Annotated in this window: 14 protein-coding genes; 11 read left to right on the forward strand and 3 right to left on the reverse strand. The window is 63.2% G+C overall.

Annotated features, from left to right (window positions below; translation table 11 throughout):
- Positions 1-54 precede the first annotated feature (54 nt).
- From frr to lpxB, 10 genes are all read left to right on the forward strand, one after another.
- Positions 55-609, forward strand: coding sequence for a ribosome recycling factor (frr, locus tag EJ072_RS30675; protein ID WP_082037291.1), 555 nt, complete (start codon positions 55-57; stop codon positions 607-609).
- Between the two features lie 30 nt (positions 610-639).
- Positions 640-1,359, forward strand: a complete 720-nt coding sequence (locus EJ072_RS30680; RefSeq protein WP_126082651.1) for an isoprenyl transferase — start codon at positions 640-642, stop codon at positions 1,357-1,359.
- Between the two features lie 12 nt (positions 1,360-1,371).
- The gene (locus EJ072_RS30685; protein ID WP_126082652.1) at positions 1,372-2,187 is read left to right on the forward strand and encodes a phosphatidate cytidylyltransferase; all 816 of its coding nucleotides are present in this window, start codon (positions 1,372-1,374) and stop codon (positions 2,185-2,187) included.
- A gap of 105 nt (positions 2,188-2,292) precedes the next feature.
- Positions 2,293-3,435, forward strand: a complete 1,143-nt coding sequence (rseP, locus tag EJ072_RS30690; RefSeq protein WP_126082653.1) for an RIP metalloprotease RseP — start codon at positions 2,293-2,295, stop codon at positions 3,433-3,435.
- A 218-nt stretch (positions 3,436-3,653) separates the two neighbouring features.
- Positions 3,654-6,017, forward strand: coding sequence for an outer membrane protein assembly factor BamA (gene bamA / locus EJ072_RS30695; protein ID WP_126082654.1), 2,364 nt, complete (start codon positions 3,654-3,656; stop codon positions 6,015-6,017).
- A gap of 78 nt (positions 6,018-6,095) precedes the next feature.
- Entirely contained in the window at positions 6,096-7,151 is a 1,056-nt protein-coding gene (gene lpxD, locus EJ072_RS30700; RefSeq protein ID WP_126083805.1) for a UDP-3-O-(3-hydroxymyristoyl)glucosamine N-acyltransferase, read from the forward strand.
- Complete coding sequence (fabZ, locus tag EJ072_RS30705; RefSeq protein WP_095818698.1) at positions 7,144-7,605, forward strand: 3-hydroxyacyl-ACP dehydratase FabZ; 462 nt, start codon at positions 7,144-7,146, stop codon at positions 7,603-7,605. Before lpxD ends, fabZ begins: the two co-directional genes overlap by 8 nt.
- A 15-nt stretch (positions 7,606-7,620) precedes the next feature.
- Complete coding sequence (lpxA, locus tag EJ072_RS30710) at positions 7,621-8,460, forward strand: acyl-ACP--UDP-N-acetylglucosamine O-acyltransferase (protein ID WP_126082655.1); 840 nt, start codon at positions 7,621-7,623, stop codon at positions 8,458-8,460.
- The gene (gene lpxI, locus EJ072_RS30715; protein WP_126082656.1) at positions 8,447-9,355 is read left to right on the forward strand and encodes a UDP-2,3-diacylglucosamine diphosphatase LpxI; all 909 of its coding nucleotides are present in this window, start codon (positions 8,447-8,449) and stop codon (positions 9,353-9,355) included. Before lpxA ends, lpxI begins: the two co-directional genes overlap by 14 nt.
- Positions 9,355-10,536 (forward strand): lipid-A-disaccharide synthase, encoded by a 1,182-nt coding sequence (lpxB, locus tag EJ072_RS30720; protein ID WP_126082657.1) that lies wholly within the window; start codon positions 9,355-9,357, stop codon positions 10,534-10,536. Before lpxI ends, lpxB begins: the two co-directional genes overlap by 1 nt.
- 72 nt (positions 10,537-10,608) lie before the next feature.
- On the opposite strand, the gene gltA is transcribed toward lpxB, so the two are convergent.
- Together gltA and gltX are read right to left on the reverse strand one after the other, a co-directional pair.
- The gene (gltA, locus tag EJ072_RS30725) at positions 10,609-11,937 is read right to left on the reverse strand and encodes a citrate synthase (protein WP_126060753.1); all 1,329 of its coding nucleotides are present in this window, start codon (positions 11,935-11,937) and stop codon (positions 10,609-10,611) included.
- A 180-nt stretch (positions 11,938-12,117) separates the two neighbouring features.
- Complete coding sequence (gene gltX, locus EJ072_RS30730; RefSeq protein ID WP_126082658.1) at positions 12,118-13,542, reverse strand: glutamate--tRNA ligase; 1,425 nt, start codon at positions 13,540-13,542, stop codon at positions 12,118-12,120.
- A gap of 103 nt (positions 13,543-13,645) precedes the next feature.
- Here gltX and EJ072_RS30735 point away from each other — a divergent pair, with 103 nt between their 5' ends.
- Positions 13,646-16,114, forward strand: a complete 2,469-nt coding sequence (locus EJ072_RS30735) for a ComEC/Rec2 family competence protein (protein ID WP_126082659.1) — start codon at positions 13,646-13,648, stop codon at positions 16,112-16,114.
- On the opposite strand, the gene lexA is transcribed toward EJ072_RS30735, so the two are convergent.
- Positions 16,108-16,842 carry a transcriptional repressor LexA gene (gene lexA / locus EJ072_RS30740; protein ID WP_042642529.1) on the reverse strand — a complete coding sequence of 245 codons (735 nt, stop codon included), beginning with the start codon at positions 16,840-16,842 and terminating at the stop codon, positions 16,108-16,110. The genes EJ072_RS30735 and lexA overlap by 7 nt on opposite strands.
- Positions 16,843-17,167: the final 325 nt, after the last annotated feature.

The raw sequence follows: 17,167 nt of genomic DNA on the forward strand, positions 1-17,167 counted from the left end.
GAACCGAATGACGATAGAAACAGTGAACCCGGCGAACGGGTCGAGGAGATGATCATGAGTGGCGAGTACGAAGACCTGAAGCGACGCATGGATGGGGCGATCGCCGCTTTCAAGCACGATCTGGCTTCGCTGCGCACCGGCCGCGCCTCCAGCAACCTGCTCGACGCCGTCCAGGTGCAGGCCTACGGCACGGCGATGCCGATCAACCAGGTGGCCAACGTGTCCGTTCCGGAGCCGCGCATGATTTCGGTGTCGGTCTGGGACAAGTCGATGGTCAGCGCGGTGGACCGCGCCATCCGCGAGGCCAATCTGGGCTTCAACCCGATCGTCGACGGCACCACGCTCCGGATTCCGCTGCCCGAGCTCAACGAGCAGCGCCGCAAGGAGCTGGTCAAGATCTCGCATGGCTACGCCGAGAACGCGCGCGTCGCGGTGCGCCATGTCCGCCGCGACGGCATGGATTTCCTCAAGAAGGCTGAGAAGGACGGCACCATCAGCGAGGACGATCAGCGCAAGCGCTCCGACCAGGTGCAGAAGCTGACCGACGAGATGATCAGCACGATCGATCACCTGCTTTCCGATAAGGAAGCTGAAATCATGCAGGTTTAGGGTCGGGTTTTCCGGCTCGAAAGCGAGATTATGGCAACGCCCGCGCATGTCGCGATCATCATGGATGGAAACGGACGCTGGGCCAAGGCGCGCGGTCTGCCGCGCCTTGCCGGCCACCGGGCGGGCGTAGAGGCCCTGCGCAAGACAGTGCGCGCCGCGCCCGATCTCGGCATCTCCTACCTGACTGTCTACGCCTTTTCCTCGGAAAACTGGTCGCGGCCGAAATCCGAAGTCAGCGACCTCATGGGTCTGTTGAAGCTGTTCATCCGCCGCGACCTTGCCGAACTGCATCAGAACGGCGTGCGGGTGAGGATAATTGGCGACAAGCAAGGGCTGCAGCCCGACATCAGGGGCCTGCTGCAGGAGGCCGAATCGCTGACCGCCGGCAACGAGGCGCTGACGCTGGTGATCGCCTTCAACTATGGCGGCCGCGACGAGATCGTGCGCACCGCTCGCAAGCTGGCGGATGCCGTCGCGCGCGGCGACATCGCGAGCGACGCGATCACGGCGGAGAGCTTTGCTGCTTCGCTCGACACGCAGGGCATTCCTGATCCTGAACTTGTGATCCGGACGAGCGGCGAGCTCAGGCTGTCGAATTTTCTCCTGTGGCAGGCTGCCTATAGCGAGCTTGTCTTCCTGCCTTGCTATTGGCCGGATTTCAGCCGCGAACATCTGGCCGATGCCTTGCGCGACTTTGCCGGCCGCGAACGGCGCTTCGGCGGGCTCGCCGCCCGCGATGTCGCGCTTTAGGCGACGCCACGCATGAGCAACCTCCAGCAGCGCGTCATCTCGGCAATCGTGATGGCAGCGCTGACGCTTGCGCTCACCTGGCTCGGGGGATTGCCGTTCCGGCTGTTCTGCGGGGCAATCGCGGCGTTGATCTTCTATGAATGGACGCGCATGGCGCGCGCCGGCAACGGCGCTGCGCTCGGCTTCCTGCCGGAAGCGCTGATTCTGATCTTCATCGTCGCGCTGATTGCCGGCGTGCCGGCCTTGTGGCTGTTGCTGTTGATCGCGATCCTGGTGGCGCTCGCAGCCGTCGCCGCCCGGATCAGGAGTGCGGCGCGGTGGGAAGCCTCCGGGGTGGCCTACGCGGCACTATCCGGCTTCTCGCTCGCCTATCTCCGTGACGACAATCATTCCGGGCTGATTGCGATTCTCTTCCTGTTCGCTGTGGTCTGGGCAACCGATATCGCGGCCTATTTCGTTGGCCGCGCGGTCGGCGGCCCGAAACTTGCGCCGTCGATCTCGCCCGGCAAGACACAGAGCGGTGCGGTTGGGGGCGCCGTCGGCGGCCTTGCCGGCGGGCTGCTGCTGGCAATTGCAGCCGGCGCCGGCAATCTCGTTCAGCTCGGACTCGCCGCGCTGACGCTGTCGGTCGTTTCCCAGATCGGCGACCTGTTCGAATCCTGGGTGAAGCGCCGGCATGGTGCCAAGGATTCCAGCAACCTCATTCCCGGCCATGGCGGTGTCATGGACAGGGTCGACGGGCTTGTCGCGGCCGCGCTGGCGCTGTACGTCATTGGTTGGGTCGCGGCGGGCGCCGAGCATCCGGCACTGGGGCTGTTTCCGAACTAAATGACACTACGGTCAAGGCGAAAAACGGCGCGCGCCACGGTTTCGCCCGGATTGATGCCACAGTCGCGGCGGAGTGTCGTGTGCGGGCGAATTTGAGGGCATGAGTTGAACGACATTTTTCACGCGGTCTTCAGCACGCAAGGCTTCGTCCTTGGCACGCTCGTGCCGTTTCTGTTCGTGCTGACCGTGGTCGTGTTCGTCCACGAGATGGGCCACTATCTCATCGGCCGCTGGTGCGGCATCGGCGTGAAGGCCTTTTCCATCGGTTTCGGCCCCGAGCTCGTTGGCTTTAACGATCGCCGCGGGACGCGCTGGAAGCTTTGCGCCATTCCGCTTGGCGGGTATGTCAAATTTGTCGGCGACATGAACGCGACGTCGAGCCAGCCGAGCGCCGAGGAGATCGAATCACTGACCGAGGCCGAGCGCGAGGTCGCCTTCCACACGCAGCCCATCTGGAAGCGTGCCGCGACCGTCGTTGCGGGGCCGCTGTTCAACTTCCTGCTGACGATCGCCGTGTTTGCGGTGCTGTTTTCCCTCTATGGCCGTCCGGTTCTGGAACCTACGGTGGCCCAGGTCACCGCGGGCAGTCCGGCGGAGAAAGCCGGAATCCAGCCTGGCGATCGATTCGTCAAAGTCGACGGCAGCAAGGTGGGGACCTTCGCCGATGTACAGCGCCTGGTCTCGGGCCGGGCAGGCGATGCCATCACCTTCACCCTGCTGCGCGACGGCAAGGAAATCGCCGTCACGGCGACACCGGAGCCGATGGAGCAGCAGGATGCGCTGGGCAACAAGGTCAAGGTTGCGGTTATCGGCGTCGTCAACAATGCCGAGCTCGGCCAGCCACGCCTGATCTCCTATACACCGGCCGGCGCCGTGGTGGCGGCGGTCGAGGAAACCGGACATGTGATCGAGCGCACCGGGCAGTTCCTGCAGCGCTTTGCGCTTGGACGCGAGGACAAATGCCAATTGGGCGGCCCGATCAAGATTGCGAAGATGTCGGGCCAGGCAGCCAAGCTCGGCTTCGAGTGGCTGGTGCAGCTTGTTGCATTTCTGTCAGTCGGAATAGGATTTCTCAATCTCCTGCCGATTCCCCCTCTCGACGGCGGCCACCTGTTGTTCTACGGCGTGGAGGCCGTCATAAGGCGGCCCGTTTCGGAGCGAATGATGGAGATGGCCTATCGGACCGGGCTGTTCCTGGTGCTCGGCTTCATGGGCTTCGTTTTTTGGAATGATCTGTTTGGGTGCTGAAATCATGAAGAAATTTGGCTTCAGCGCCGGTGATATTGAGATGCCGTTTACCATGCGTGGGGATATGCGTGACGCGAAAGCCACGCGGTACGGTTAAGTAAATACAAATTAACCGGGAGCCTTGCGTGTAGGGAAAATCCGGTTAATACGGTAAGGGAAAATACCGCACGTCCGGTTTTCTCGCCGTGGGGACTACGAGAAAAAGGTACAAAAGCCCGATGAAGGCAGCATCCAAGTTTCTGAGCGCCGCTTCCGCGGCGGCTCTGTCCGCCGCTCTGGTCCTGCCAGGCGCGCTCGCAGTGCAGTTCGCTGCCACCTCGGTGGCCGAGGCAGCGGTCGTTTCGCGTGTCGAGGTCAGCGGCAACCAGCGCGTCGATGCCGAGACCATCCGCAATTACATTACGATCAAGCCGGGCAAGCCTTTCTCCAGTTCCGATATTGACGACGCCGTCAAGGCGCTGTTCGGAACCGGCCTGTTCTCGGACGTCCAGATCAACCAGGTCGGTTCGAGCCTGGTGGTCAAGGTTTCCGAATACAAGGTCGTCAACCAGGTACTGTTCCAGGGCAACAAGAAGATCAAGGACAACGCGCTTCAGATGGGTATCCAGCTGAAGCCGCGCGCGACCTTCTCCCAGCAGGCGCTGGACGCCGATGTCGAGGCGATCAAGTCGGCATACAAGCGAATTGGCCGCGACGACGCCGCCGTGACCACGCAGATCATGGACCTCGGCGACAACCGCGTGAACGTGGTCTTCAACATCAACGAAGGCGGCCGCACCCAGATCGCGGCGATCAATTTCGTCGGCAACCACGCCTATTCCAGCCGCCGCCTGTCCGACGTCATCAACACCAAGCGTTCGTCCTGGCTGTCCTTCGTGCTGCGCGACGACGTCTATGACGAGGACAAGCTGCGCGCCGACCAGGAACTGCTGCGCCGCTTCTACTACAATCACGGCTATGCCGACTTCCAGGTCGTCTCGGCCGTCGGCGAGCTTGACGACGCCACCAACAAATACACGGTTACCATCACCGTGCAGGAAGGCGACCGCTACACGTTCGGCGACGTCAGCGTGGAAAGCACCATTCCGGAGGTCGACTCCAAGGCGCTGGAATCGGCTGTCGAAACCCATAAGGGCGATGTCTACAACGCCAAGGACGTCGAGGATTCGATCGTCGCCTTGACCGAGAAGGTCGCGGGCTCAGGCTATGCCTTCGCCCAGGTGACGCCGCGCGGCGACCGCAATTTCGAGAACCACACCATTTCGGTCGTCTACACTATCGACCAGGGCACCAAGGCCTATATCGAGCGCATCGAAATCCGCGGCAACGACCGAACGCGCGACTATGTCATCCGTCGCGAATTCGATGTCAGCGAGGGCGACGCCTTCAACCAGGTCCTCATCCAGCGCGCGAAGAAGCGGCTGGAAGGCCTTGATTACTTCCAGTCCGTCGATATCTCGACGGTTCCGGGCTCGGCGCCAGACCAGGTCGTGCTCGTGGTCACCGTGGTTGAGAAGTCGACCGGCGAATTCTCGGTCGGCGCTGGTTATTCGACCGGCGGCGACACGCCCGGCCCATCCATCGAAGGGTCGATCACCGAGCGCAATTTCCTAGGCCGTGGTCAGTACATCAAGCTGTCGGCCGGCGGCGGCAAGAATTCGCGCGACTTCGCCCTTTCCTTCACCGAGCCCTACTTCCTCGGCCGGCGCATCGCGGCGGGTTTCGACATCTACAAGTCGACCCGCGAGTACGATCACTACAATACGGACACCACCGGCGCGACCGTCCGGTTTGGTCTGCCGATCACTGACAACATTTCGACGCAGCTTGCCTACAACATCTCGCAGGAAAAGTACGAGTTCAATGATTGTGACAACAACAATGACGGCATCGAAGGCGACTGCAATCTTTCGCAGGCCATCATAGAAGCCATCGATGAGGGCTCGTGGCTGAAGTCCTCGGTCAGCTTGGGTCTTACCTACAACACGATCGACGACATGAAGAACCCGCATGAGGGTCTCTTCGTTACCGGCACGACCGAGTTCGCCGGTCTTGGCGGCGATGCCAAATGGGTGAAGGTGACTGGCCGGGCAAGTGTCTATCAGACATTGTCGGAGCAGCTTGACCTTGTCGGTCTCGTATCGGGCGGCGCCGGCTACATTGCAGGCTACGGCGATAATGGTTTGCGCATTTTCGATCAGTTCCAAAGCAACGATCGCATGATCCGCGGTTTTGAGTATGGTGGCATTGGTCCCGTTGACACCGCAACTGGAGACCACCTTGGTGGCACTACCTATTTCAATGCCTCGGCCGAAGCGCAATTCCCATTGCCGGTGATCCCGGAGAGTTTCGGTTTGCGCGGTGCCGTTTTCGCTGATGCCGCAACTCTGTACGGCAGCAAGGTCGACACTCCTGGTGTCGTTCAAGCATCGACCGACATGAAGCTCCGTGCTTCGGTGGGTGTCGGCCTGATGTGGGCTTCGCCGTTCGGCCCGATCCGCATCGACTATGCGATCCCGGTCAAGAAAGAGTCGACCGACGATGTGCAGGAATTCAACTTCGGTATCGCGACCCGCTTCTAATTTCGTGGTTGCAATGGTTCCGGGCCGGTTGACGGCCCGGAGTGGACTGTGCCGACCCAGCTGGATATTGCTTCTGGAATGACCGATCCGGTGTTCTTCGCGCCTTCACGCCGGTATACGGCTGGCGAGGTCGCGAATCTGACCGGCGCCAGCCTGCTTGATGCCGCGCAGGCTGAAATTGCCATCGAAGCGCTGGCTCCCGCCAATGAGGGCGGTGACGGCGCGCTCGTCTTTGTCGACGGCAAGCGCAATTTCGCGCTGATGCAGTCGCTGAGGGCTGCCGCGGTCCTGTGCCCCGCCGATTTTGCGACCAAGGCGCCGCCAGGGATCGCGGTGCTCATGCATCCTCGTCCGCAACAGGCTTTCGCCATGGTCGGACGCCTTTTGTTTCCGCATGCCGCAACTCCGGGGCCAATGACCGGAGAAACCGGCATCTCGGCGCATGCCTTTGTCGATCCGTCCGCCCATATCGAGGAAGGAGCGATCGTCGAAGCGGGCGCAGTGATCGGCCCCGGCGTGTCCATCGGCAGCGGCACTGTCATTGCACCTCACGCCGTTGTTGGCCGCTCCTGCCAGATCGGCCGCGACGGGTTCGTCGGTCCGGGCGCCAGCATCCAATATGCGCTTGTCGGCAATCGTGTCATCATCCATGGCGGCGCAAGGATTGGCCAGGACGGTTTCGGCTTCGTGGGCGGCGCCAAGGGACCTGAACGCGTGCCGCAGATCGGCCGCGTCATCATCCAGGACGACGTCGAGATCGGCTCCAATTCGACCGTCGACCGCGGTGCGATGTCCGATACCATCATCGGCCAGGGCACAAAGATCGACAATCTGGTGCAGATCGCCCACAATGTTCGCATCGGCCGCAATTGCATTATAGCGGGCCTTTCGGGTATTTCCGGTTCCGTCGTCGTCGGCGACAACGTCACCATGGGTGGCGGTGTCGGCCTCGCCGATCATCTGACCATCGGGCCGGGAGCCAAGCTTGCTGCGAGAAGTGGATTCATGAACAACGTGCCGGCAGGCGAGGTCTGGGGAGGCTACCCGGCGCAGCCCATGGCGGAAGCCATGCGCGAGATAGCGATGCTGCGCAGGATGGCCAGGACGCGCAAGCAAGGCGACGGAAATGGCTGACATGGTGGCAACGACACTCGAGGCGGTTGACATCATGGGGCTCATGAAGCTCCTGCCGCACCGCTATCCGTTCTTGCTGATCGACCGTATCGTCGATATAGACGGCGACGAGTCCGCGGTCGGCATCAAGAACGTGACCATCAACGAGCCGCATTTCCAGGGCCATTTTCCGCAACAGCCGGTCATGCCCGGGGTGCTGATCATCGAGGCGATGGCCCAGACCGCCGGCGCGATCTGCATTCGCAGCCTCAACACGGAAAAGCCCTCACTGGTTTATTTCATGACCATCGACAATGCGAAATTCCGCAAACCGGTGGTTCCGGGCGATCAGCTCAGGATCCACGTCAAGAAGATCAAAAAGCGCGGCAACCTGCTGAAATTCGCCTGCGAGGCGATGGTTGACGGCGCGAAAGCCGCCGAGGCCGAGGTTTCGGCCATGATGGTCACCGGCTGACGGTTCGAAATGCTCATGAAAGTCGAGACATTCATCCATCCTTCCTCGGTCGTCGAAGAAGGAGCCCGGCTCGGCCAAGGTGTCCGCATCGGACCCTTTTGCCATATCAGCGCCGATTCAATCATCGGCGACCGCGTCGAGTTGGTCAGCCATGTGTCGGTGATGGGCGCAACAACCATCGGAGCCGGAACGAAGGTCTATCCGATGGCGACGCTCGGCGCGCCGCCGCAGAACACCAAGCACAAGGGCGGACGCACCACCCTGATTGTCGGTGAGAACTGCACCCTCCGCGAAGGCGTCACGATGCATGTCGGCACCGATTCCAGCCGCGGCGAGACGAGTGTCGGCGACAACGGCAATTTCCTTGCCTATGCCCACATCGCCCATGATTGCGTCGTCGGCAAGAACGCCACCTTCGCCAATGGCGCGACGCTCGGCGGCCATTGCGAGATAGGCGACAACGTCTATATCGGCGGGCTGACCGCCGTTCACCAGTTCGTGCGCATTGGCGACAACGCCTTCATCGGCGGCTGCTCTGCGGTTGTCGGCGATATCATTCCCTATGCGATCGCCGCCGGCAATCGCGCCAAGCTGCGCGGCCTGAACATCATCGGGCTCAAGCGCTCCGGCCTGCCGCGCTCGGAAATCTACCTGCTGCGCAAGGTTTACCGGTCGATTTTCGACCGTTCCCGCAGCGTCGCGGAGAATATCGATCTCGCCAGGGCGGAATTCGGCTCCTCGTCTCCTGCCGCCACGAAGATGATCGACTTCATCGCCAGCGGCGGCAAGCGGCACTATGCGGTCCCGCCGCTGAAGGGTGGCGGCGACGATGACAGCGGCGATGACGAGGCCTGAGCGCGCCGCATCAGGGTTTCAACTCGCGCCGGGCTCGAAGGTCGGCATTATTGCCGGCGGCGGCAGCCTGCCCGTCGAGGTCGCCGATGGCCTGGTCAAGCACGGTTTTGCGCCCTTCATCATCATTGCCGCTGGTGAGGTCGACCGCGAGGCGGACTTCGCGGCCTACGATCAGGAAAAACTCTCGCTGGAAGACATCGGGCTGCTGTTTCCGTTGCTGAAGCGCCGGGGCATTACGCACCTTGTCCTTGCCGGCGAGATCAAGCGCAGACCGCGGCTGAGCAGGATAAAGCCGACATTTGCGCTGCTGGCGATAATCCCCTCTGTGGTCAGGGCATTGCGACGCGGAGACGATGGCCTGCTGAAGATGTTGACCCAGACCCTCGAAACGCGTGGCGTCAAGGTCGTTGGCGCGCACGAGGTCGTTCCGGAACTGACGGCGGGCGAGGGCACATTGACAGCGGCCGGACCAAACCAGTCCGACTGGCGCGACATCGAGGCCGCTCGCAAGGCGGCCAAGGCCATCGGCGCGCTCGATATCGGCCAGGCGGCGATTGCGATCGGAGGTCGCGCCGTGGCGCTGGAAGGCATTGAGGGCACAGCCGGTCTGCTCGACAGAATGCGGGATTTGCGCGGTCATGGAAGGCTGGCCGGCAAGGCGCGCGGCGTGCTGGTCAAATGCGCCAAGCCGGGTCAGGAATTGCGGGCCGACTTGCCCACCATTGGCCCGCAGACGGTTGAGGCCGCTCATGCGGCAGGCCTTGCCGGCATAGCCGTCGAGGCCGGCCGTTCGCTCATCCTTGAAGGCCCGACCACGCTTGCTCGCGCGAACGCCTTTGGCCTTTTCATCATCGGCCTGCCCGCGACGGAGCTTGCCAAACGGGGAGCCGGCTGATGGCCGCTGACAAGCCGATCAAGCTCGCGATCGTCGCCGGCGAGGAATCCGGCGATCTGCTCGGCGCCGACATCGTGCGGGCGCTCGAGCGTACGGCCGGCCGCAAGGTTCAGCTTGTCGGCATCGGCGGCCGGCATCTGCAGCAGCTGGGGCTGACGCCGTTGTTTGACGGCAGCGAGATCGCGCTGATGGGTTTCAGCGCGGTGTTGCGCGACCTGCCGCGGCTGATGCGCCGCATCAGCCAGACGGCGGCGACGATCGCGGCAGAGCGGCCCGACTGCCTCGTCACCATCGACAGTCCGGATTTTTCGCTGCGCGTGGCGAAGAAGGTCCGCGCAACGGCGCCGGCCATCCCGATCGTCCACTATGTCTGCCCGAGCGTATGGGCCTGGCGGCCGGGCAGGGCGGTGGCGATGAAGCCCTATGTCGACCATATCCTGTGCATCCTGCCGTTCGAGGTGAAGGCGCTTGCCCGTCTCGGCGGACCACCGGGCACTTATGTCGGTCACCGGCTGACGCGGGATCCGGGCGTGCTTAGCGCCGCCAAGGCGCAGAGCCAGCCGCGCGACCTCTCCGACGACCGTGTCAAGACGGTGCTGGTGCTGCCCGGCTCGCGCCGCGGCGAGGTCCGCCGGCTGATGGAACCGTTCGGCAAGGCGATGTCGGCGCTGCGCCAACGCGGCCATCGCCTGCGCCTGCTGTTGCCGACGGTGCCGCATGTCACCGAGCTGGTGAAGGCCTCGGTCGCCAGTTGGGACGACAAGCCGGAAATCATCATCGAGCCGGAGCGCAAATGGCAGGCCTTCGGCAAGGCCGATGCGGCATTGATCGCGTCTGGAACGGTGTCGCTCGAGTTGGCGCTTGCAGGCGTTCCGATGGTTTCCTGCTATAAGCTGGACCCGATTGCGCGCCAGTTGCTGCAGCATATGGTGACGACCTGGTCGGCCCTGCTGCCCAACCTGATTTCCGACCGCACGCTGATTCCGGAATTCTACGACCAGTATGTACGGCCGGAAAACCTTGCCCGGCAACTTGAGGCCCTGTTTGCCGACACCGGCATGCGCGCCTGGCAAAAGGCGGGCTTTGCCGAAATTGCCCGCCGCATGGCGACTGAACGGCCCTCCGGCGATATCGCCGCGGAAGTTGCGATGGGGTGTATCAAGAGAGCGAATAGGGAGTAGCGAATAGCGAGTGGGGGCTATCGGTTTGTCTTCTTCCCCTATTCGCTACTCGCTATCTCGCTATTCGCTCAATTACCTTTTCGCAATCGGCACGTAGTCGCGCTCGGTGGCGCCGGTGTAGAGCTGGCGCGGGCGGCCGATCTTCTGGTGCGGATCCTCGATCATTTCCTTCCACTGCGCGATCCAGCCGACGGTGCGCGCGACCGCGAACAGAACGGTGAACATGGTTGTGGGGAAGCCCAGCGCCTTCAGCGTGATGCCGGAATAGAAGTCGACGTTCGGGTAGAGCTTCTTTTCGATGAAGTAAGCGTCGGTTAGCGCGATCTTCTCCAGCTCCATCGCGATGTCGAGCAACGGATCGTCCTTGATGCCGAGCTCGCCCAACACCTCATGCGCGGTCTTCTGCATGATCTTGGCGCGCGGATCGTAGTTCTTGTAGACGCGGTGACCGAAGCCCATCAGCCGGAACGGATCGTTCTTGTCCTTGGCCCGGGCAATAAACTCCGGGATGTGGTCGACATGGCCGATCTCGCCCAGCATGTTCAGCGCCGCTTCGTTGGCGCCGCCATGCGCCGGGCCCCACAGGCAGGCGATGCCAGCGGCAATGCAGGCGAACGGATTGGCGCCGGAAGAGCCGGCGAGGCGAACCGTCGAGGTCGAGGCGTTCTGCTCGTGGTCGGCGTGCAGGATGAAGATGCGCTCCATGGCGCGCGCAAGCACCGGATTGATCTTGTACTCCTCGCACGGCACGGCAAAGCACATGTGCAGGAAATTGGCGGCGAAGCCGAGATCGTTCTTCGGATAAATGAAGGGCTGGCCGATATGGTATTTGTAGGCCATCGCCGCGATGGTCGGCATCTTGGCGATCAGGCGCATCGAGGCGACCATGCGCTGATACGGGTCCGAGATGTCGGTCGAGTCGTGGTAGAAGGCCGACAGCGCGCCGACCACGCCGCACATGACGGCCATCGGGTGCGCGTCGCGGCGGAAGCCGGTGAAGAAGCGCGACATCTGCTCGTGCACCATGGTGTGACGCGTCACGCGATAGTCGAAATCCTCCTTCTGCGCCTTGGTCGGGAGTTCCCCGTAGAGCAGGAGGTAACAGACTTCGAGGAAGTCGCCATGTTCGGCAAGCTGGTCGATCGGATAGCCGCGATGCAAGAGGATGCCGGCGTCGCCGTCGATGAAGGTGATTGCCGACTCGCAGCTTGCGGTGGAGGTGAAGCCGGGGTCGTAGGTGAAGGCGCCGGTGGTGCTGTAGAGCGCGCCGATGTCGATGACGTCAGGCCCAGTCGACCCGCTTCGCACCTTGAATTCATGGGTCTTGCCGGCGAGTTCGAGCCTGGCGGTCGACTCGTGCGCCTTGCTGCCCGGTTCCAGTTTTGTCGCAGCTTCGCTCATTCTCAAACTCCCTTTGTATCCTCATGCCGGCAAAGCAATTCCTGCAAACGACACGTCGAAGTCACCGGAATGCGCGAACTCGCCACCGCATTTTAGGAGGTGCGTGCCAATTGGGCCAAGGCCTAATGTTGCACTGCGAAACACACCTTTCAATGCCAATCTTCTTGGGCCAGTCCGCTCCTAATCGATTTGATCTCCAATGCGCGCCAGGCTTTCCTGGCGGCCCAGCACGGCCAGCACGTCGAACACGCCGGGCGATGTGCTGCGGCCGGTCAGCGCGGCTCGAAGTGGTTGGGCCACCGCGCCAAGCTTGTATCCGCCAGCCTGCGCGAACTCGCGGATCGAAGCCTCCGCCGAGGCGGCGCTCCACTCGCCCTGGACAGAAGACAACGCGCCATGCGCGCCGCGCAGAATCGCGCGCGCATCCGCGCTGAGCAAGCCCGCTGCCTTCTCGTCCAGGAGCAGTGGCCGCCCGGCAAACAGGAAAGCCGCGCCGTCCACCAGCTCCACCAGGGTCTTGGCCCGCTCCTTGAGGCCGGGCATAGCGGCAAGCAGCTGCGCCTTGCGCTTGTCATCGAGCTTTGCGGCGAGCGCCGGACCCCCTTCAAGATAGGGCAGAGTGGCGACGAAGATATCGAACAGCGCGCGATCGTCCATCTTGCGCATATGCACGCCGTTCAGCGCCTCGAGCTTGGCGAAGTCGAAGCGGGCAGCGCCCTTGTTGACGTCGCCGATGTCGAACCAGGCGATCATGTCCTCGATCGACATCACCTCGTCGTCGCCATGGCTCCAGCCGAGCCGCGCCAAATAGTTGAGCAAGGCTTCCGGCAAATAGCCCATGGCGCGATAGGCCTCGACGCCCAGCGCGCCGTGCCGCTTCGACAGCTTGGCGCCGTCGGCGCCGTGGATCAGCGGGATATGCGACATCGACGGCACCGCCCAGCCCATGGCGTTGTAGATCACGGTCTGGCGCGCGGCGTTGGTCAGGTGATCGTCGCCGCGGATGATGTGGGTGACGCCCATGTCGTGGTCGTCGACGACGACGGCATGCATGTAGGTCGGGTTGCCGTCCGAGCGCAGGATGATGAAGTCGTCGAGATCCTTGTTGGGAAAGCGCACCTCTCCCTGCACGCGGTCATGGACGACCGTCTCGCCCTCGGTCGGCGCCTTGATGCGGATGGCGCCCTTGACGCCTGCCGGCGCCTCGGAGGGATCGCGGTCGCGCCACTGTCCGTTATAACGCGGCGGCAGGCCCTTGGCTCTCGCCGCCTCGCGCATCGCCTCCAGCTCCGCCGGCGTCTCATAGCTGTAATAGGCTTTGCCCAGGCGCACGAGCTCCTCGGCCACCTCGCGATGGCGCGGGGCGCGCTCGAACTGGGAGACGGCGTCGCCATCCCAGGAAAGGCCAAGCCAGGTCAATCCGTCCAGAATGGCGGCCGTGGCGGCTTCGGTGGAGCGCTCGCGATCGGTGTCCTCGATACGCAAAAGCATCGTGCCGCCGGTGTGCTTGGCATAGAGCCAGTTGAACAGCGCCGTGCGCGCCCCGCCAATATGCAGGTAGCCTGTGGGCGAGGGGGCAAAACGGGTGACGACCTTGTCGGACATGGAACTCTCGAAGAAGCGCGCTGAGACGGCATATTTCGCGCGGGCTTTCGCGCTTTGCGCGTTCATGTAGCATAGGCGGTCTGGGGCGCAAGGGGCAGACCCGATGGCTGGACGTGGCCGGGGTACGGAGGAGGGCGGGGAAACGACAGCTGGCGTCAGCGAGCGCCTGATGTTTGCCCATGCCGAGCCCCAAGAGGCGCCGCCGATTCAGCTTCCGCAGCCGCGCGCACCAGCCGAGCATCTGCCTGATGGCCACGGCGCAGTACTGCCGGTCTCGCCAACAGCCGGCGGCGGCCGGATCCGCAAACAGCTCGGCAGCGTTTCGCTTCCCGCGCTGCGGCGAAGCGTTGCGGTCGCTGCCAGCACCGAGATCGACCGGGGCGTCGGCTTTCTGCTGGTGCCGGTGTTCCTGGCCGCCGGCGTCATCTATTACTTCTCGCTGAGCACCGAGCCTGATCTCTACAGGCCGCTTGCGGCGGTGGCGCTGATGGCTGTCTGCGCGGCGGTGTCGCGCTCCTGGCAGAAAACGCACCTTGTCTTCATGGCATCGCTTTTCTGCGCGCTCGGCTTCCTCTCGGCCAAGGTGGAGACCTGGCGGATGGCGACCCCGATGCTGGGGTCCGAAATCCAGACCCGGCTGACCGGCCGCCTGGTCACCGCCGAAGCGATGGCCAATGGCCGTGTGCGGCTGACCATCGATCTCATGTCCACCGAGCACCCGACGCTGCGCTACGCGCCGGACCGCGTTCGGCTGTCGGCGCGCAGGATCCCGTCCGGCATGACGGCAGGGTCGATGCTGACCGGCTATGCCAAGCTGCTGCCGCCGACCGGTCCGGTACGCCCGGACAGCTATGACTTTTCCTTCGACAGCTACTTTAGCGGCATCGGCGGCAGCGGCTTTTTCCTGGGCGATCCAAAGCTGTTGGCTCCGGCTTCGACTGCGCCAACGGGGGCACCCTTCGGCGCGCGCATTGCGTCGGCCGTGGAAAACGCGCGCGAAGGGATCGCCGACCACATCCGGAGCAGCATTGGCGGGTCCGAAGGCGAGATCGCGGCGGCGCTGATCGTCGGCGTGCGCGCCGGCATTCCGGAAGCGATCAACGAGTCGATGCGACGGACCGGCATCTATCACATCATATCGATCTCCGGCCTGCACATGGCGCTGGTGGCCGGCACGATCATGTTCCTGCTGCGCGGCGCCTTCGCGTTGTTTCCGGATTTCTCGTCCCGCCGCCCGGTGAAGAAATACGCCGCGGCGATCGCGCTGGCCTCGATCGCCGCTTACCTCGTCATCTCCGGCATCGTGGTGGCGGCCGAGCGAAGCTTCATCATGCTTGCGGTTATGCTTGTAGCGGTGCTCTTCGACCGCGCGGCTTTGACGATGCGCAACCTGGCAATCTCGGCGATTGCCGTCATCCTTGTCTCGCCACATGAAGTGGTCGGCCCGAGCTTCCAGATGTCCTTCGCCGCCACCGCGGCCCTGGTCGGCGCCTATGCCGGCTTTGCCGATTATCGCGCCGGCAAAACGACCGCGCCGCCGGTGAAGCGTTCGTTCCTGAAGTTCCTGTCGCGAAAACTAGCGGTTGGCGTGGGCGGCGCCGCTGTGACCTCGCTCATCGCCGGCAGCGCGACATTGCTGTTTGCGATCTGGCATTTTCAGCGCGTGTCGCCGCTCAGCCTGCTCGCCAATCTGGCGGTCATGCCGATCGTCTCGCTGATTGTCATGCCGTTCGCCGTGTTGAGCGCGCTCGCCATGCCGTTCGGCTTCGACGGTCCCTTCCTCTATGTGATGGGCAAGGGCCTGACAGCGATGATCGCCATTTCGGCATGGATTTCCGACCGCTCGCCAGTCGATGCAGTGGGATTGATCTCGATCCAGTCGGTGCTGCTGGCGACAATCGCGCTCGTCATCGCGACCATGGCCACCACCTGGCTGAGGCTCGCCGCTGTGCCCTTCGCGCTCGCCGCGCTGTTGGCGATCCCGCATGTGCGCACGCCGGATGTGCTGATCTCGGAGGACGCGCATCTCGTGGCGATGCCGATCGGTGGCGGCGAGCTTGCCGTCAACCGCGAACGCTCCAACGAGTTCACCACCGACAACTGGAAGCGGGCGCTGAAGGCCGAGGCCATCGTGCCGCCCGAGACATTTGCCAAGGATGCGCTCGATATCGCCGACCCGGTCGACCTGCCGCCCGGCTCGCCCTTCTATTGCACCGGCGACCTCTGCATTGGCCGGCATCCGTCCGGCGCGATCGTCGCGCTCGCCGAAAACCGCGACAGCGCACGGCCCGCCTGCGGCTTTGCCGATCTCATCGTCATCAACGATGCGACGGCCTACAATCCCTGCTGGGATGAGCGCGTGCTTGTCGTCACCAAGCGCCAACTGGCGCGTGACGGCAGTGCCGCCGTCTTCTTCGATCCGCAATCGGCAACCGCGCGAGCAGCCATCCAATATGCCGTCGAGCAGCCTTACCGGCCCTGGCACGAGCAGCGGAAGTACACTCGCGAGGCGAGGGGACTGGCGCCTTACGAAAAGCCAGAGAGGGCCAAGTCCTCGCAGCCGGATCAGTAGCGCCTGATCAGCCCGACGAGCTTGCCCTGCACCTTGACCCGATCCGGCCCGAAGATGCGGGTTTCGTAGGCCGGGTTGGCGGCCTCCAACGCGATCGAGGCGCCCTTGCGGCGGAAGCGCTTGAGTGTCGCTTCCTCATCGTCGACGAGCGCCACCACGATCTCGCCCGGGCTCGCCGTGCTGGCGTTACGGATGATGACGGTGTCGCCGTCGAAGATGCCGGCCTCGATCATCGAGTCGCCCTTGACCTCCAGCGCATAGTGCTCGCCGCCCATGATCATGTCCGGCGGGACCGAGATCGAATGCGTCTGGTGCTGGATGGCGTCGATTGGCACACCGGCGGCGATGCGGCCCATCACCGGAATGGACACGGCCGAAGCGGCGTCGTCATCATTGCTGGGTGTCGGCGTACGCGAGGGCGCTGCCGGCTTGACCTGTCGGCTTAGATTGCCCTGGCCGCCCTGGATGACGCTTGGCGAAAATTTCTTCGCGGCATTCAGGCCGGGAGCGATCGAGTCGGGCAGGCGCAAGACCTCCAGCGCGCGCGCCCGGTTCGGTAGCCGGCGAATGAAGCCGCGTTCTTCCAGCGCCGTGATCAGCCGATGGATGCCGGACTTTGAGGCGAGGTCGAGCGCTTCCTTCATCTCGTCGAAGGATGGAGGGATCCCGCTCTCCTTCAGGCGTTCATGGATGAACATCAGGAGTTCATGTTGTTTGCGCGTCAGCATTGGCGGCCCCCACGGGTTCCGAAACCAGAATCAGAAAAACAAACCCAGAACAAACACTATCTGTTCCAGTTGTGTTCCGCAACCGTTTAAAGTTTAATGAATTTCTTAAGGCGGGCGAAAGAATGTTGCATCCGACGGTGCCTGGCCGCCACCGGTTGGGCTGTGTCATTTATTCCGCTCGATTTTGCAATTCTCCTTATGCTGAAATTGAGAGGCGACATCGTCGCGGAGGTGCTGAAGGGATCCAGTCAGCTGACCCAACCATGTACCGTAACGTGAACGAAACGAACTCAAAATGCCAACCTTGGCGACGATTCCGATCCTC

Origin of the sequence: Mesorhizobium sp. M2A.F.Ca.ET.046.03.2.1 (genome assembly GCF_003952425.1) — a bacterium.
Classification (GTDB): Bacteria; Pseudomonadota; Alphaproteobacteria; order Rhizobiales; family Rhizobiaceae; genus Mesorhizobium.

What these genes read in the sequence shown, in the direction of transcription:
- gltA (WP_126060753.1), bottom strand. Translation starts at nt 11,937, where the DNA reads ATGAGCGAAGCTGCGACAAAACTGGAACCGGGCAGCAAGGCGCACGAG.
- lexA (WP_042642529.1), bottom strand. Translation starts at nt 16,842, where the DNA reads ATGCTGACGCGCAAACAACATGAACTCCTGATGTTCATCCATGAACGC.
- EJ072_RS30680 (WP_126082651.1), top strand. Translation starts at nt 640, where the DNA reads ATGGCAACGCCCGCGCATGTCGCGATCATCATGGATGGAAACGGACGC.
- EJ072_RS30685 (WP_126082652.1), top strand. Translation starts at nt 1,372, where the DNA reads ATGAGCAACCTCCAGCAGCGCGTCATCTCGGCAATCGTGATGGCAGCG.
- lpxD (WP_126083805.1), top strand. Translation starts at nt 6,096, where the DNA reads ATGACCGATCCGGTGTTCTTCGCGCCTTCACGCCGGTATACGGCTGGC.
- lpxI (WP_126082656.1), top strand. Translation starts at nt 8,447, where the DNA reads ATGACGAGGCCTGAGCGCGCCGCATCAGGGTTTCAACTCGCGCCGGGC.
- bamA (WP_126082654.1), top strand. Translation starts at nt 3,654, where the DNA reads ATGAAGGCAGCATCCAAGTTTCTGAGCGCCGCTTCCGCGGCGGCTCTG.
- lpxB (WP_126082657.1), top strand. Translation starts at nt 9,355, where the DNA reads ATGGCCGCTGACAAGCCGATCAAGCTCGCGATCGTCGCCGGCGAGGAA.
- gltX (WP_126082658.1), bottom strand. Translation starts at nt 13,542, where the DNA reads ATGTCCGACAAGGTCGTCACCCGTTTTGCCCCCTCGCCCACAGGCTAC.
- EJ072_RS30735 (WP_126082659.1), top strand. Translation starts at nt 13,646, where the DNA reads ATGGCTGGACGTGGCCGGGGTACGGAGGAGGGCGGGGAAACGACAGCT.
- lpxA (WP_126082655.1), top strand. Translation starts at nt 7,621, where the DNA reads ATGAAAGTCGAGACATTCATCCATCCTTCCTCGGTCGTCGAAGAAGGA.
- frr (WP_082037291.1), top strand. Translation starts at nt 55, where the DNA reads ATGAGTGGCGAGTACGAAGACCTGAAGCGACGCATGGATGGGGCGATC.
- fabZ (WP_095818698.1), top strand. Translation starts at nt 7,144, where the DNA reads ATGGCTGACATGGTGGCAACGACACTCGAGGCGGTTGACATCATGGGG.